Annotated in this window: 16 protein-coding genes; 13 read left to right on the forward strand and 3 right to left on the reverse strand. The window is 73.8% G+C overall.

Features of this window, described 5'->3' with window-relative positions:
* Positions 1-59 precede the first annotated feature (59 nt).
* Together ACFVVL_RS29320 and ACFVVL_RS29325 are read right to left on the reverse strand one after the other, a co-directional pair.
* Positions 60-578 (reverse strand): DUF3515 domain-containing protein, encoded by a 519-nt coding sequence (locus ACFVVL_RS29320; RefSeq protein WP_387680511.1) that lies wholly within the window; start codon positions 576-578, stop codon positions 60-62.
* A gap of 20 nt (positions 579-598) precedes the next feature.
* A complete protein-coding gene (locus ACFVVL_RS29325; protein ID WP_376142682.1) occupies positions 599-832 on the reverse strand; it encodes an Lrp/AsnC family transcriptional regulator in 234 nt (77 codons plus the stop codon).
* 219 nt (positions 833-1051) lie between these two features.
* Between ACFVVL_RS29325 and ACFVVL_RS29330 the strand changes: the two genes are divergently transcribed.
* From ACFVVL_RS29330 to thiD, 3 genes are all read left to right on the forward strand, one after another.
* The gene (locus tag ACFVVL_RS29330) at positions 1052-2017 is read left to right on the forward strand and encodes a thiamine-phosphate kinase (protein WP_380293496.1); all 966 of its coding nucleotides are present in this window, start codon (positions 1052-1054) and stop codon (positions 2015-2017) included.
* Between the two features lie 143 nt (positions 2018-2160).
* Entirely contained in the window at positions 2161-3186 is a 1026-nt protein-coding gene (locus ACFVVL_RS29335; RefSeq protein ID WP_380293494.1) for a 6-phosphofructokinase, read from the forward strand.
* 17 nt (positions 3187-3203) lie between these two features.
* Entirely contained in the window at positions 3204-4001 is a 798-nt protein-coding gene (gene thiD / locus ACFVVL_RS29340; protein ID WP_380293492.1) for a bifunctional hydroxymethylpyrimidine kinase/phosphomethylpyrimidine kinase, read from the forward strand.
* A 135-nt stretch (positions 4002-4136) separates the two neighbouring features.
* Here the strand turns inward: thiD and rpmB are convergent, their stop codons facing one another.
* On the reverse strand, positions 4137-4322 hold the full coding sequence (gene rpmB / locus ACFVVL_RS29345; protein WP_073813963.1) for a 50S ribosomal protein L28: 186 nt from the start codon (positions 4320-4322) through the stop codon (positions 4137-4139).
* 285 nt (positions 4323-4607) lie between these two features.
* Here rpmB and ACFVVL_RS29350 point away from each other — a divergent pair, with 285 nt between their 5' ends.
* The 10 genes from ACFVVL_RS29350 to mutM all read left to right on the forward strand — a co-directional run bounded on the left by ACFVVL_RS29350 (position 4608) and on the right by mutM (position 14444).
* The gene (locus tag ACFVVL_RS29350) at positions 4608-6239 is read left to right on the forward strand and encodes a DAK2 domain-containing protein (protein WP_387680516.1); all 1632 of its coding nucleotides are present in this window, start codon (positions 4608-4610) and stop codon (positions 6237-6239) included.
* A 41-nt stretch (positions 6240-6280) separates the two neighbouring features.
* Positions 6281-8521, forward strand: coding sequence for an ATP-dependent DNA helicase RecG (gene recG / locus ACFVVL_RS29355; protein ID WP_387680518.1), 2241 nt, complete (start codon positions 6281-6283; stop codon positions 8519-8521).
* A 105-nt stretch (positions 8522-8626) separates the two neighbouring features.
* Positions 8627-9160, forward strand: a complete 534-nt coding sequence (locus tag ACFVVL_RS29360; RefSeq protein WP_380293486.1) for a hypothetical protein — start codon at positions 8627-8629, stop codon at positions 9158-9160.
* A 97-nt stretch (positions 9161-9257) separates the two neighbouring features.
* On the forward strand, positions 9258-9845 hold the full coding sequence (gene rsmD, locus ACFVVL_RS29365) for a 16S rRNA (guanine(966)-N(2))-methyltransferase RsmD (protein WP_380293484.1): 588 nt from the start codon (positions 9258-9260) through the stop codon (positions 9843-9845).
* 50 nt (positions 9846-9895) lie between these two features.
* Positions 9896-10387, forward strand: a complete 492-nt coding sequence (coaD, locus tag ACFVVL_RS29370) for a pantetheine-phosphate adenylyltransferase (protein ID WP_380293482.1) — start codon at positions 9896-9898, stop codon at positions 10385-10387.
* A 191-nt stretch (positions 10388-10578) separates the two neighbouring features.
* Positions 10579-11745, forward strand: a complete 1167-nt coding sequence (locus tag ACFVVL_RS29375; RefSeq protein WP_387680523.1) for an ATP synthase F0 subunit B — start codon at positions 10579-10581, stop codon at positions 11743-11745.
* A gap of 141 nt (positions 11746-11886) precedes the next feature.
* On the forward strand, positions 11887-12531 hold the full coding sequence (locus tag ACFVVL_RS29380) for a YceD family protein (RefSeq protein ID WP_380293479.1): 645 nt from the start codon (positions 11887-11889) through the stop codon (positions 12529-12531).
* Between the two features lie 2 nt (positions 12532-12533).
* Positions 12534-12707 (forward strand): 50S ribosomal protein L32, encoded by a 174-nt coding sequence (gene rpmF, locus ACFVVL_RS29385; protein ID WP_097236113.1) that lies wholly within the window; start codon positions 12534-12536, stop codon positions 12705-12707.
* A 20-nt stretch (positions 12708-12727) separates the two neighbouring features.
* The gene (rnc, locus tag ACFVVL_RS29390; protein WP_380293477.1) at positions 12728-13516 is read left to right on the forward strand and encodes a ribonuclease III; all 789 of its coding nucleotides are present in this window, start codon (positions 12728-12730) and stop codon (positions 13514-13516) included.
* A gap of 58 nt (positions 13517-13574) precedes the next feature.
* Complete coding sequence (gene mutM, locus ACFVVL_RS29395) at positions 13575-14444, forward strand: bifunctional DNA-formamidopyrimidine glycosylase/DNA-(apurinic or apyrimidinic site) lyase (RefSeq protein WP_380293475.1); 870 nt, start codon at positions 13575-13577, stop codon at positions 14442-14444.
* The last annotated feature ends 1 nt before the right edge of the window (position 14445 follow it).

Genomic DNA, 14445 nt, shown 5'->3' on the forward strand with positions numbered 1-14445 from the left:
CAGCGGCGGAGGGCGGCCCCGGAACCCCGGGACCGCCCTCCGTTCGCGCCGGGGCGCGGTCAGGGGATGGCGGCCTTGACCACGTCGGAGAGCGCGGCGGCGGCGTCCAGCGGATTGCCGGCGGCCCCGCCGGGGACGGTCACCTCGACGAAGGCGGCGCGCTGGGTGGCGGTGAAGCGGTAGCCGCCGTCGGCCAGCGGCTCGGGCCACCAGGTGACGTCGTTGATCGTCGGCGCGATCTCCGCCTGCTTCTCGTCGACCAGCCCCTCGGGGTGCGGCACGCCGCAGCGCAGCACGATGCGCGGCGAGGACGCCCAGGCGGCGACGTACGGGGAGGCCGGGGACGGGTCCTTGCGGGCGTGGCCGAGCAGTTCCTGCGGCAGCGCGGCCTGGAGCGCGCGGCAGTACTCGGCGGCCCTGCCGCGCGGTTCGGGCGTCTCGACCTTCTGCTCGGCGGGCGCGCCCCAGCTGCCGAGCAGCACGAGGACGGTGCAGGCGAGCGCGGTCGGCACCGCCAGCCACCGGACCGGGGCCGGCAGTGCCGCGAGGAAGCGGGGGACTCGGAGTTCTCGGGTCACCCGCCGATGGTAAGCGCGTCTTACAGGTGGACGACGGGACAGGTCAGGGTGCGGGTGATGCCCTCGACCTGTTGGACCTTCGCGACCACCAGACGACCGAGGTCGTCCACGGTGTCCGCCTCGGCCCGGACGATGACGTCGTACGGACCGGTGACGTCCTCGGCCTGGATGACTCCGGGGATCTTGGCAATGGACTCGGCGACGGCACTGGCCTTGCCGACCTCGGTCTGAATCAGGATGTAGGCCTGGACCATGGGGACCTCCCGGCGGCTGGGTACGGGGATCGGCGCCGTGCACGCCCGGTGGCGCGTGGGGTGGGGGGAACGGGGTGACGGCAGACTGATCACCACGCTACCTCCCGGCGGGCCGGGGAGGGGAGACCCGTGCGCCCCCGAAGGGCGTACGCTGCGCGCGGAGGCGGCGTGACCGCAGGACGTGACGCGCCCGGCCGGGCGCAACCGGGAGGACGGCAGATGCAGGGGACCGTGGGCGAGCTCGGCGAGTTCGGACTCATCAGGGAGCTGACCGCCCGGGTACCGCTCACCGACGCGGTCGACCTCGGCCCGGGTGACGACGCCGCCGTGGTGAAGGCCCCGGACGGCCGGGTGGTGGCCACCACGGACGTGCTGATCGAGAACCGGCACTTCCGCCGGGACTGGTCCACCGCCTACGACGTGGGCCGCAAGGCGGCCGCGCAGAACCTCGCCGACGTGGCCGCGATGGGCGCGGTGCCGACCGCGCTGCTGCTCGGCCTGGTGGCGCCGGCGGACCTGCCGACCACCTGGGCCACCGAGCTGATGGACGGGCTGCGCGACGAGTGCCAGGTGGCCGGCGCGACGGTGGTCGGCGGCGACGTGGTGCGCGGCGAGACCATCACGCTGGCCATCACGGCGCTCGGGGACCTCCAGGGGCGCGCGCCGGTGACGCGCGCCGGTGCCCAGGTGGGTGACGTGGTCGCGGTCACCGGCTGGCTCGGCTGGTCGGCGGCCGGGCTGACGGTGCTGCAGCGCGGCTTCCGCTCGCCGCGTGCCTTCGTCGAGGCGCACCGCCGCCCGGAGCCGCCGTACCACGCGGGGCCGGCCGGGGCGGAGCTGGGCGCGACCTCGATGATCGACGTGAGCGACGGGCTGGTCGCCGACCTCGGGCACGTGGCCGGGGCGAGCGCGGTGGACATCGACCTGCGGGCGGCCGACTTCGACGTGCCGGCGCAGATGGCGGACATCGGCCAGGCGGTCGGGGTCGACCCGCTGGTGTGGGTGCTGTCCGGCGGAGAGGACCACGCGATCGTCGCGACCTTCCCGCGCGGGGTCCAACTGCCGGCCCGCTGGCGGGTGGTGGGCGAGGTCACCGGCCGGGCGCGGGCGGCCCGCGGCGGCCGGGTGACGGTGGACGGCGAGGCCTGGGACCGGGTCGGCGGCTGGGACCACTTCGCGGAGTGACAACCGGCCCGCGCCGGGCGGCGGTTGACGGCCGCCCGGCCGGGGAGTGCGTAGGCTTGACCCATGGCCCGGCCGCCCGTCCCTCGCACGAGTGGTCTGGACCATAATGGTCTGAACCACTTCGAGCGGGAGAGTCCACCACCATGCGAATCGGAGTACTGACCAGCGGCGGCGACTGCCCCGGACTGAACGCGGTGATCCGTTCCGTGGTGCACCGGGGCACCGATGTGCACGGCGACGAGATCGTCGGCATCGAGGACGGCTTCCTCGGCCTCATCGAGGGCCGCACCCGCCCGGTCTCGCACGACGACGTCACCGGCCTGCTCACCCTGGGCGGCACCATCCTCGGCTCCGCCCGGGTGCAGCGCGAGCGGATCCAGTGGGCGGTGGAGAACGCCAAGACCCTCGCCCGGGACATCGGCATCGACGCGCTGATCGCCATCGGCGGCGAGGGCACCCTGACCGCCGCCCGGATGTTCAGCGAGGCCGGACTGCCGGTGGTCGGCGTCCCCAAGACCATCGACAACGACATCGACGCCACCGACGTCACCTTCGGCTTCGACACCGCCGTGCACGTCGCCACCGAGGCGATCGACCGGCTCAAGACCACCGCCGAGTCCCACCAGCGCGTCATGGTCGTGGAGCTGATGGGCCGTCACACCGGCTGGATCACCCTCACCGCCGGGATGGCGGGCGGCGCCCACGGCATCCTGATCCCGGAGAAGCCGTTCGACATCGAGGCGGTGGCCCGGATGGTCGAGGACCGGTTCGCCCGCGGCAAGAAGTTCGCCATCATCGCCGTCGCCGAGGGCGCCTCCCCGATGCCCGGCACCATGCGCTTCGACCACGGCGAGGTCGACCGGTTCGGGCACCGGACCTTCGGCGGGATCGGCAACCGCCTCGCCCACGAGCTGGAGAACCTGCTCGGCAAGGAGGCCCGCCCGGTCATCCTCGGCCACGTCCAGCGCGGCGGCACCCCCACGGCCCGGGACCGGGTGCTCGCCACCCGGTTCGGCTGGCACGCGGTGGAGGCCGTCCACCGGGGCGAGTTCGGGCACTTCACCGCGCTGCGCCGAGGCGACATCCGGCTGGTGCCGATCGCCGACGCGGTCACCCGGCTCAAGACCGTCCCCGAGGGGCACTGGGCGGAGTCCGAGGCCGTGCTGTGACCGCGTAGGTTGGGCGCATGTCTTCCACCGCACCTCCCCGCGTTCTCACGGTCGCCGGCTCGGACTCCGGCGGCGGCGCCGGCATCCAGGCCGACCTCAAGGCGATGCTCGCCCTCGGCGTGCACGGCATGAGCGTGATCACCGCCGTCACCGCGCAGAACTCGCTCGGCGTCCAGGGCTACTGGGAGCTGCCCGCCGAGGCGGTCCGCGCCCAGTTCCGCAGCGTGGCCGACGACATCGGCGTCCAGGCCGTGAAGACCGGCATGCTCGCCTCGGCCGAGCTGGTCGAGACCGTCTCCGACCTGCTGGCCGGGGTCGACGCGCCGGTCGTGGTCGACCCGGTCGGCGTCTCCAAGCACGGCGACGCGCTGCTCGCCGCCGAGGCCGTCGCCACCGTCCGGGAGCGGCTGCTGCCGGTCGCCACCCTCGCCACGCCCAACCTGCACGAAGTGACGCAGCTCACCGGCCGGGTGGTCGAGGACGAGGCCCAGATGGTGGACGCCGCGAAGGCACTGCTCGACCTGGGGCCGCGCTGGGTGCTGGTCAAGGGCGGGCACCTGCCGGGCGAGGCCGCCGACCTGCTGTACGGCGGCGCGGGGGAGGAGCACTGGTACCGGGCGCCGCGCTACGACAACCGGCACACCCACGGCACCGGCTGCACCCTCGCCAGCGCGATCGCCGCCGGCCTGGCCAAGGGCGAGGCGCTGCCCGACGCGGTGGCCTCGGCGAAGGAGTACATCACCGGAGCGATCGCCGGCGGCTTCGCCCTCGGCGCCGGCATCGGGCCGGTCGACCACGCCTGGCGCTGGCGCTGAGCCGGGTGCCGGACACGCCTGTGGGCGGGCCCGAGGGCCCGCCCACAGCAGGACGATCACATGCCGGAACAACAGAAAGCCGGTTCACCCGAGGATGAACCGGCTCACTGGAGGACCGGCATGCCGGTCTGCGCGTCAGCGCGAGACCTTACCGGCCTTGATGCACGAGGTGCAGACGTTGAGCCGCTTCGGCGTCCGCCCAACCACAGCGCGCACCGTCTGGATGTTGGGGTTCCAGCGACGGGGGGTACGGCGGTGCGAGTGGGAGATGCTGTTGCCGAAGCCCGGCCCCTTGCCGCAGACGTCGCAGTTGGCAGCCACAGGAGTCACTCCAAGACTTCAGAATCATTTACGTGAGACAACCCCGCCAGACCAGCGGAGCACTCACGTGAACCGAACCGGACCAAGGGGCGAGCCTGGACCTGTTCCAGGCAACCGGAAGAGCATACAACGCTTGCTTCCGTTCAACGAAACTACCATGACCAGCAGGGTGATCGCTCCGGCCGCCGGTTCCGCCGCCCCCTCCCGGCCCCCGCTAACCTGCCGGTACCACCCCTCGCCGTTCACCCTCAGGCCATCACGGCGTCCCACTCCGGAGGAGACCTGGTGCTGCACACGCTCGACGCCCCGGCCGTGCGCAGCTGGTGCCAGTTGGCGCTGCGCGCGCTCGGCCAGGCCCGCGAGGAGATCGACGCACTCAACGTCTACCCCGTCCCGGACGGCGACACCGGCACCAATCTGTACCTGACCGTGGAATCGGCCGCCGCCGAGGTGGAGGGCCGGTTCGGGGGCCAGGGCCCCGGCCCGGCGCCCGGCCTGGCCGAGGCCGCCCGGGCGATGGCCCGCGGCGCCCTGGTCGGCGCCCGCGGCAACTCCGGGGTGATCCTCGCCCAGTGGCTGCGCGGCGCCGCCGAGAAGCTCGCCGACGGCGGCGGCGCCGACCAGCTGCGGGCCGCCCTCCAGCGGGCCTCCGACGCCGCCTACCAGGCCGTCGCCGAACCGGTCGAGGGCACCCTGCTGACCGTCGCCCGGATCGCCGCCCGGGAGGCCGGCCGGGCCGGCGACGGCCTCGGGCAGGTCGCCGAGGCCGCCCACCGGGCCGCCCGCGACGCGCTGCGGCACACCCCCGAGCAGCTCGCCGTGCTCGCCGAGAACGGTGTGGTGGACGCCGGCGGCCGCGGCCTGGTCGCCGTCCTCGGGGCGCTCGCCGACGCGGTGGCCGGCCACCAGCCGATGGGACCGGTCGCGCTGCGGGGCGACGTGCTGCCGGCGGAGGGCTGCGAGCTGCACGTGCGGCCGCCCGGCCCCGGGCACCCCGCGTTCGAGGTGATCTACCTGCTGGACGCGCCCGACGAGGCGCTGCCTGCGCTGCGGACCCGGCTCGGCGCGCTCGGCGACTCGCTGGTGGTCGGCGGCGGGGACGGCCTGTGGAACGTCCACGTCCACGTCGACGACGCGGGCGCCGCCGTCGAGGCCGGGGTCGAGGCCGGGCGCCCGCACCAGATCCGGATCACCCACTTCGCCGAGGCCGCCGCCCGCTCCGGCGCCGCCGACGACCGCGGCGAGCCCGAGCGGCCGGCCCGCGCGGTGCTCTCGGTGGTCTCCGGCGAGGGCCTCGCCGAACTCTGCGAACAGGCCGGCGCGGTCGTCCTGCACACCGGCGCCGGCCGCCCGCCCGCCAGCGCCGAGCTCACCGCCGCGGTGCGCCGGGCCGCCGCCCGCGAGGTGGTGCTGCTGCTCAACGACCCCGAACTGCGGGCCGCCGCCGGCGCCGCCGCCGACCAGCTGCGCGAGGAGGGCGTGCGGATCGCCGTGCTGCCCACCCGCTCGCCGGTCCAGGGCCTGGCCGCGCTCGCCGTGCACGAGGCCGGGCGGCGCTTCGACGAGGACGTGGTCGCCATGACCTCGGCGGCCGGCGCCACCCGGTACGCCGAACTGGCCGTCGCCGAGGGCGAGTCCTGGACCATGGCCGGGGTCTGCCAGGCCGGCGACGTGCTCGGCCTGATCGACGGGGACGTCGCGGTGATCGGGGCCGGGCTGGCCGAGGTCGGCGAGAGCGTGCTGGACCGGATGCTCGGCGGCGGCGGCGAACTGGTCACCCTGATCCTCGGCGAGGGCGCCCCCGAGGGCCTCGCCGAGGGCCTCGTCGCGCACGCCCGGCAGAGCCGGCCCGAGGTGGACGCGGTGGTCTTCCACGGCGGCCAGGAGTCGGCGCCGCTGCTGATCGGCGTGGAGTGAGCGCCCGGATCGTCGGTCCGGTGGTGTAAACAGGGGCCTTGATGGGCGCTCTCGATGAACCACTGACCAAGCTCGTCGGCGACCGGACCGCCAAGGTGCTCGCCGACAGCCTCAAGCTGCGCACGGTCGGGGACCTGCTGCACCACTATCCGCGGCGCTACGTCGAACGCGGACAGCTCACCAGCCTGGACGAGCTGGAGATCGACGAGCACGTCACCGTGCTGGCCCGGATCGAGAAGGTCACCCTGATCCCCTTCCGCGGCCGCAAGGGCGACCGCCTGGAGGTGGTGGTCACCGACGGCCGCAGCCGGCTCTCGCTGGTCTTCTTCAACCAGGGCTGGCGGCAGAAGGAGCTGCGGCCGGGGACGCAGGGCCTGTTCGCGGGCAAGGTCGGGGTCTTCAACCGGGCCCGCCAGCTGGCCTCCCCCGACTACCAGCTGCTGGACGAGACGGACGGCGACGGCGCCGCCGCCCGGTTCGCCGGACGGCTGATCCCGGTCTACCCGGCCAGCGCCCAGATGCCCAGCTGGAAGCTCTCGCTCTGCGTGGAGACGGCGCTCACCAAGCACCTGTCCGACGTCGGCGAACCGCTGCCGGCCGGGCTGCGCGAGCGCCACGGGCTGATCGCGCTGCCCGAGGCGCTCGAACTGATCCACCGCCCGCGCAGCCAGGCCGACCGCGAACGCGCCCAGGAGCGGCTGCGCTGGGACGAGGCCTTCGTGCTGCAGGTCGCCCTCGCCCAGCGCCGGGCGGCCGACTCCGCGCTGCCCGCCAAGCCGCGCGAGGCCCGCCCGGGCGGCCTGCTGGACGCCTTCGACGCCCGGCTCCCGTTCACCCTCACCGAGGGCCAGCGGAAGGTCTCCGCCGAGATCGCCGCCGACCTGGCGAGCGAGCACCCCATGCACCGGCTGCTCCAGGGCGAGGTCGGCTCGGGCAAGACGCTCGTCGCACTGCGCGCCATGCTGGCCGTGGTCGACGCGGGCGGGCAGGCGGTGCTGCTGGCGCCCACCGAGGTGCTCGCCCAGCAGCACCACCGGTCGATCGTGGAGATGATGGGCGACCTCGCCGAGGGCGGCATGCTCGGCGGGGCCGACCTGGGCACCCGGGTGGTGCTGCTCACCGGCTCGATGGGCGTGCCGGCCCGGCGGCAGGCGCTGCTCGACATGGCCTGCGGGGACGCCGGCCTCGCGATCGGCACCCACGCGCTGATCGAGGACAAGGTGCAGTTCCAGGACCTCGGCCTGGTGGTGGTCGACGAGCAGCACCGCTTCGGCGTCGAGCAGCGGGACGCGCTGCGCGCCAAGGGCGAACAGCCGGCGCACCTGCTGGTGATGACGGCCACCCCGATCCCGCGCACGGTCGCGATGACCGTCTTCGGGGATCTGGAGACCTCCGTCCTGGACCAGCTGCCGGCCGGCCGCTCGCCGATCTCCACCCATGTGGTGCCGGCCGTCGAGAAGCCCAACTTCCTGACCCGCGCCTGGGAGCGGGTCCGCGAGGAGGTGGCCAAGGGCCACCAGGCGTACGTGGTCTGCCCGCGGATCGGCGACGAGGACCCCGAGGAGCAGAAGGGCGCCAAGGGCGCGCGGCGCAAGCGCCGCGACGGGGATCTGGAGGAGCTGCTCGACGACGCCCCGGACGAGGGCGCCGCCGCCGAGGGCGACCGGCGGCCCCCGCTGTCCGTGGTGGAGACCGCCGGCAGGCTGACCGCCGGGCCGCTGGCCGGGCTGCGGGTGGAGATCCTGCACGGACGCCTCGCCCCGGAGGCCAAGGACGAGGTGATGCGCCGGTTCGCGGCCGGCGAGGTGGACGTGCTGGTCGCCACCACGGTGATCGAGGTCGGCGTCAACGTCCCGAACTCCACCGCGATGGTGATCATGGACGCGGACCGGTTCGGCGTCTCCCAGCTGCACCAGCTGCGCGGCCGGGTCGGCCGGGGCTCCGCCCCCGGGCTCTGCCTGCTGGTCACCGACATGCCGGCGGCCAGCGCCGCCCGTGCCCGGCTGGACGCGGTGGCGGGCACCCTGGACGGCTTCCAGCTCTCCCGGATCGACCTCGAACAGCGCCGCGAGGGCGACGTCCTCGGCCAGGCGCAGTCCGGGGTGAAGTCCTCGCTGAAGGTGCTCTCGGTGCTGGAGGACGAGGAGGTCATCGTCACCGCCCGGGCCGAGGCCACCCGGCTGGTCGCCGAGGACCCGGACCTCGCCGCCCACCCGGACCTGCGCACCGTCCTGGAGAGCCTGCTCGACGAGGACCGCGCGGCCTTCATGGAGAAGGGCTGAGGCCGCTCCCGGCAGGGCCGGATTGTCAGACCCCCGCGAGAGAATGAAGGTGTTCAGGGCGCACCCCCAAGGTGCGTCCCTGGCGCGACACTTGGGGGTTTAGCCATGGCATTCCGTCATCTCAACGAGCTCCCGCTGGGCGACAAGGTCTTCCGGATCGAACTCGCCAGCGACGACGACCGCGAGGTCACCCTCACCCTCACCGGCTGGCGCGAGGGGGCGGCGGCGGACCCGCTCGCCTCCGGCAAGCTGCGGCTGCCGGTCGAGGACGTCGCCTCGCTGCGGATCGCGCTCAACCGCGCGCTCCGGGCCCTGGCGATCGTCGCCGACGTCTCCGAGCCCATCCCCGACCGCGACGTGCTGCGCGAGCTCTACCCCGGCCACGGCGCCCCCTGGGTGCCGCAGCACGAGGAGGAGCTGGTCCGGCGCTTCCACGAGGGCGAGACCGTCGCCCGGATCGCCGCCCGCTTCGGCCGCACGCCCGACTCCGTCCGCACCAAGCTGCGCGAGCTCGGCCACGACCCGCGCCGCCCCGAGTACTGCCCGCCCGACGGCTGCCTCTCCTGGTCCCGCTACGCCTCGCCGTCGCTGCTCGGCGCGGCCGTCCCGGCCCGGCCGGCGGACTCCGAGGCCGTCTGATCACCTGAGTGCGCGAGCGTGGCCCCCGCCGGACGGACCGGCGGGGGCCACGGCCGTATAGCGTGGTCGGGCAGCGACGAAAGGACCTCCCACCACCATGACCCGCGTGATCGCCGGGGCGGCCGGCGGCCGCCGGCTGGCCGTACCGCCCGGCCGGGGCACCCGCCCGACCTCCGACAAGGCCCGCGAGGCGATGTTCTCCACCCTGGAGGCGCTGCGCGGCACCACCCTGCACGGCGCCCGGATGCTGGACCTGTTCGGCGGATCGGGCGCGGTCGGCCTGGAGGCGCTCTCGCGCGGGGCCGGGCACGTGCTGCTGGTCGAGGCGGACGCCCAGGCGGCCCGGGTGATCCGGGAGAACGTCCGGTCGATCGGCCTGCCGGGCGCGCTGGTGAAGGCCGCCAGGGCGGAGAAGGTGATCGCCGGACCCGCTCCGGAGGCTCCGTACGACCTGGTCTTCCTCGACCCGCCGTACGTGGTCACCGACGACGAGGTGCGCGAGATGCTGATCACACTGTCAGCCGGGGGCTGGCTCGCGGAGGACGCACTCGTCACCGTGGAGCGCAGCACCCGCGGCGGCGAGTTCGGCTGGCCGGAGGGCTTCGAGGTGCTGCGCTCGCGCCGCTACGGCGAGGGCACGCTCTGGTACGGTCGCGCCGCCGCCGGGACCCGCCACCACCCCTAGCGGGCCCGGGCCCGCAGGATTCCGTCACCCCACGAGGGAGCACACACGCCATGCGCCGCGCCGTCTGCCCCGGGTCCTTCGACCCGATCACCAACGGTCACCTCGACATCATCGAGCGGGCCTCGAAGCTGTACGACGTGGTGCACGTCGTGGTGGCGATCAACCGCAACAAGCAGGGCATGTTCACCACCGAGGAGCGGATCGCGCTGATCGAGGAGACCACCTCCCAGTACGGGAACCTGGTGGTCGAGTCGTACCAGGGCCTGCTGGTGGACTTCTGCCGCGAGCGGAACATCCCGGCGATCATCAAGGGCCTGCGCGCGGTCAGCGACTTCGACTACGAGCTGCAGATGGCGCAGATGAACCACGGCCTGACCGGCGTGGAGACGTTGTTCGTGCCGACCTCGCCGACGTACAGCTTCCTCTCCTCGACGCTGGTCAAGGAGGTCGCCTCGTACGGCGGCGACGTCTCGCACCTGCTGCCGGAGACGGTCCACCGGCGGCTGGTCGAGCGGATCGCCGAACGGCGGGCCCAGCAGTAGGGGCGTGACCGGACGTCCGTTTCTGCCGGTTCGTCACGGTTTGCCCGAGGAGTGGGAAGTCGGCCGTGTCCGGGCGTTGTGACCTCGCCCGGCAGTGGCCGTACAGTCTGTATTCCTGCCCTGCGGTGACGTCCACCGCGCCGGGCGCTGCCTCCGCCGGACCTCGGCGGCACACGGAAAGACGAAGCCCCGTGGACGTGCAGAACAAGGTCGACGAGATCGTGGCGGCCGTCGAGAACGCCCGCTCGATGCCCATGTCGGCCTCCTGCGTGGTGAACCGTGCCGAGTTGGTCGGACTGCTGCAGGAGCTGCGGGCGGCCCTGCCCGCCGAGCTGGCCCAGGCCCAGTCGGTGATGGCCGACCACGAGTCGGTGGTCGCGGACGCCCAGGCCGAGGCCGACCGGATCATCCAGGGCGCGCACGCCGAGCGCGGCTCGCTGATCTCCGACACCGAGGTGGTCCGCCGCGCCCAGGCCGAGGCGGACCGGATCCTCGCCGAGGCGCGCGCCGAGATCGACACCAAGCGCGCCGAGGCCGACGACTACGTCGACAGCAAGCTCGCCAACTTCGAGGTCGTGCTCACCAAGACGCTCGGCGCCGTCGGCCGCGGCCGCACCAAGCTGCGCGGCGACTCCAGCGTCTTCGAGACCGAGTACGAGGGCGAGACCGACGGCGAGGAGTTCCAGCCGCAGCGGATCAGCCCGAGCCCCGAGGTCGACGAGTACGTCGATGTGAAGCTCGCCACCCTGGAGAACGTGCTCAGCGCCACCCTGGAGGCGGTCGGCAAGGGCCGGGACAAGCTGACCGGCAAGCGGCCGATCGACGAGCTCGGCGCCTACCTGGCCGCCGCCGACGAGGCGCAGCAGGCCAAGGAGCGGGCCGAGGCGGTCGCCGCCGGCTTCGCCGCGGACGCCGACGGCAGCGAGCTGGCCTGGTACCGCGAGGAGGTGCCGCAGCAGCAGACCTGGCCGGAGCAGACCCCGGCCGCGGCCGGCTGGCAGGCGCCCGGGGCGGACCAGTACGCGGCCGCGCAGCAGGGCGGCGCCCAGTACGCCGAGGTGTACGGCGGCGGCTTCGACCCGGCCGGCGGCCAGGCCGCGGACCCGTACGGGTCCGCGCAGTACGGCTACCAGCAGCACGGGCAGCAGCCGGAGCCGCAGCCCGGCTACGGCTACCCGCCCCAGCAGCAGGGCTACCAGGAGCAGCAGCAGTACGGCGGCGGCTACGGCTACCCGCAGCCGCCCGCCAACCCGCCGGCGCCCGTGCCGCAGCAGGCCCAGGCGGGGCTGGACGAGACCAGCTTCTTCGACACCAGCATGATCGACATGACCCGGCTGCGGGAGCTCGGCGGCCGGTAGGCCCGGGGCACGAAGTTGGGCCTGGCGGGAGACTCGGGTAGTCTGACCACTCCGGCCTCTCCGTGTCGGGCCGTCGGTCTGCCCGCGCATCCCCCGACGAGCAGCGCCGCGCACCGGTACCCCCCAGGAAGTCAGGACACCTTGAACCGCCTCGACCACCGCGACCCCCTCGTGTTCGACACGCACGAGCTGGGCCGTCGTCCGGGTGCGCTGCGCAGGGTGACCCGGACCCTGGAAGCCCCCGAGGGCCTCGGGATCATCGACGTGATCGGCGTCCCGGAGAAGAGCGAGATCGCGCTGGAGCTCCGCCTGGAGTCCGTGGTCGAGGGCGTGCTGGTCACCGGCACCGCCGAGACCCGGGTCGAGGGCGAGTGCGTCCGGTGCCTGGAGCCCGTCGAGTTCGACCTCGACGTGGACTTCCAGGAGCTGTACTACTACCCGGAGTCCGACGAGCGCCACCGCGCCCGGACCGCCGGGGCCGAGGACCTCGAAGAGGACTCGGAGGAAGAGACTTACCGCCTGGAGGGCGACTTCTTCGACCTCCAGCCGGTGCTGCGTGACGCGGTGGTGCTCGCACTGCCGCTGCAGCCGGTGTGCCAGGAAGACTGCCTGGGCCTGTGCTCCGAGTGCGGAGCGCGCCTGAGCGACGACCCGGCGCACCACCACGACGCCGCCGACCCCCGGTGGGCGGCTCTGCAGGGACTCTCCGCCGCCCACGGCGACGAGGGTGACGGAATCAAGTACAGCGACACCCGTGAGGGTCTCGCCGAGAACCAGGAGAAGTAGCCGTGGCTGTTCCGAAGCGGAAGATGTCGCGCAGCAACACGCGCCACCGCCGGTCCAACTGGAAGGCCGTTGCCCCGGCCCTCGTGGCGTGCGACCGCTGCCACGAGCCGAAGCTCTCGCACATCGCGTGCCCGAGCTGCGGCACGTACAACCGTCGCCAGGTCCTCTCGGTCTGATCGGCGGGGTGCACGGATCGATGTCGGACGGTAACTCCTCCCGCAAGGCGGCCGCGGCTCCGAAGACTCCTTCGGGCGGTGGCAAGGCCGGCGGGCCGGCTTCGACCGAATACGACGTCCTGGAAGGGCGCCTCGGGTACACGCTCGAGCGCGCCCTTCTGGTACGTGCCCTGACCCACCGCTCGTACGCGTACGAGAACGGTGGTCTGCCCACCAACGAGCGCCTGGAGTTCCTCGGCGACTCGGTGCTGGGCCTGGTGGTGACCGACACCCTCTACCGCGTCCACCCGGACGTCCCGGAGGGCACGCTCGCCAAGCTGCGCGCCGCGGTGGTCAACTCGCGCGCGCTCGCCGACGTCGGCCGCGGCCTGGAACTGGGGGCGTTCATCCGGCTCGGCAAGGGCGAGGAGGGCACCGGCGGCCGCGACAAGTCGTCGATCCTCGCCGACACGGTCGAGGCGGTCATCGGGGCCGTCTACCTCGACCGCGGCCTGGACGCCGCCACCGAGTTCGTCCACCGGCTGTTCGACCCGCTGATCGAGGAATCCTCTCAGCTGGGCGCCGGCCTGGACTGGAAGACCAGCCTCCAGGAGCTCACCGCCTCGGTGGGCATCGGAGTGCCGGAGTACGTGGTCGAGGAGTCCGGTCCGGACCACGAGAAGACCTTCACCGCCGCGGCCCGGGTGGCCGGCGAGGACTTCGGCAGCGGCGTCGGCCGCTCGAAGAAGGAAGCCGAGCAGAAGGCCGCCGAGAGCGCCTGGCGGGCGATCAGGGAGAAGTACGCCGACCGCCTGCCGAGCGGCGCCTGAGCACGCAGTAGCCTTCCTCCTGCAGAGCCGAGTCCGTTCCGCTGGAGGCGTTCTTCCCGTGCCCGAACTTCCCGAGGTCGAGGTCGTCCGCCGCGGTCTGGCGAACTGGGTCGCCGGGCGCACCGTCGCCGGCGTCGAGGTGCTGCACCCGCGCGCGGTGCGCCGCCAGCCGGCCGGCGCCGCGGACTTCACGGCCCGGCTCACCGGCACCACCCTCGGCGCGGCGCAGCGCCGCGGCAAGTACCTCTGGGTGCCGCTGTCGGGGGCGGGCGAGGGCTTCTCGCTGATCGGCCACCTCGGGATGAGCGGCCAGCTGCTCGTCCAGGACCCCGCCGTGCCGGACGAGACGCACCTGCGGGTGCGGCTGCGGTTCACCGACGGCGGGCGCGAGCTGCGCTTCGTCGACCAGCGGACCTTCGGCGGGCTGGCGGTCGAGGAGGCCGAGGACGGCGATCCGGAGGGCACCCCGCTCTCCATCGCGCACATCGCCCGCGACCCCCTCGACCCCCGCTTCGACGACGCCGCCTTCGTGGCGGCGCTGCGGGCCCGGCGCACCACGGTCAAGCGGGCGCTGCTGGACCAGACGCTGATCAGCGGGGTCGGCAACATCTACGCCGACGAGGCGCTGTGGCGCTCCCGGCTGCACTACGACCGGCCGACCGCGACGCTCACCCGCCCCCAGGCGTTGCTGCTGCTGGCCAACGCCCGGGACGTGATGACGGCGGCGCTGGCCGTCGGGGGCACCAGCTTCGACAGCCTGTACGTCAACGTGAACGGCGAGAGCGGCTACTTCTCCCGCGACCTGGACGCCTACGGCCGGGAGCACGAGCCCTGCCGGCGCTGCGGCACCGCGCTGCGGCGGGCCGCCTGGATGAACCGGTCCAGCTACTTCTGCCCCCGCTGCCAGCGCCCCCCGCGGGTGCGCTGAC

This window comes from Kitasatospora sp. NPDC058115 (genome assembly GCF_042884635.1).
Lineage (GTDB): Bacteria > Actinomycetota > Actinomycetes > Streptomycetales > Streptomycetaceae > Kitasatospora.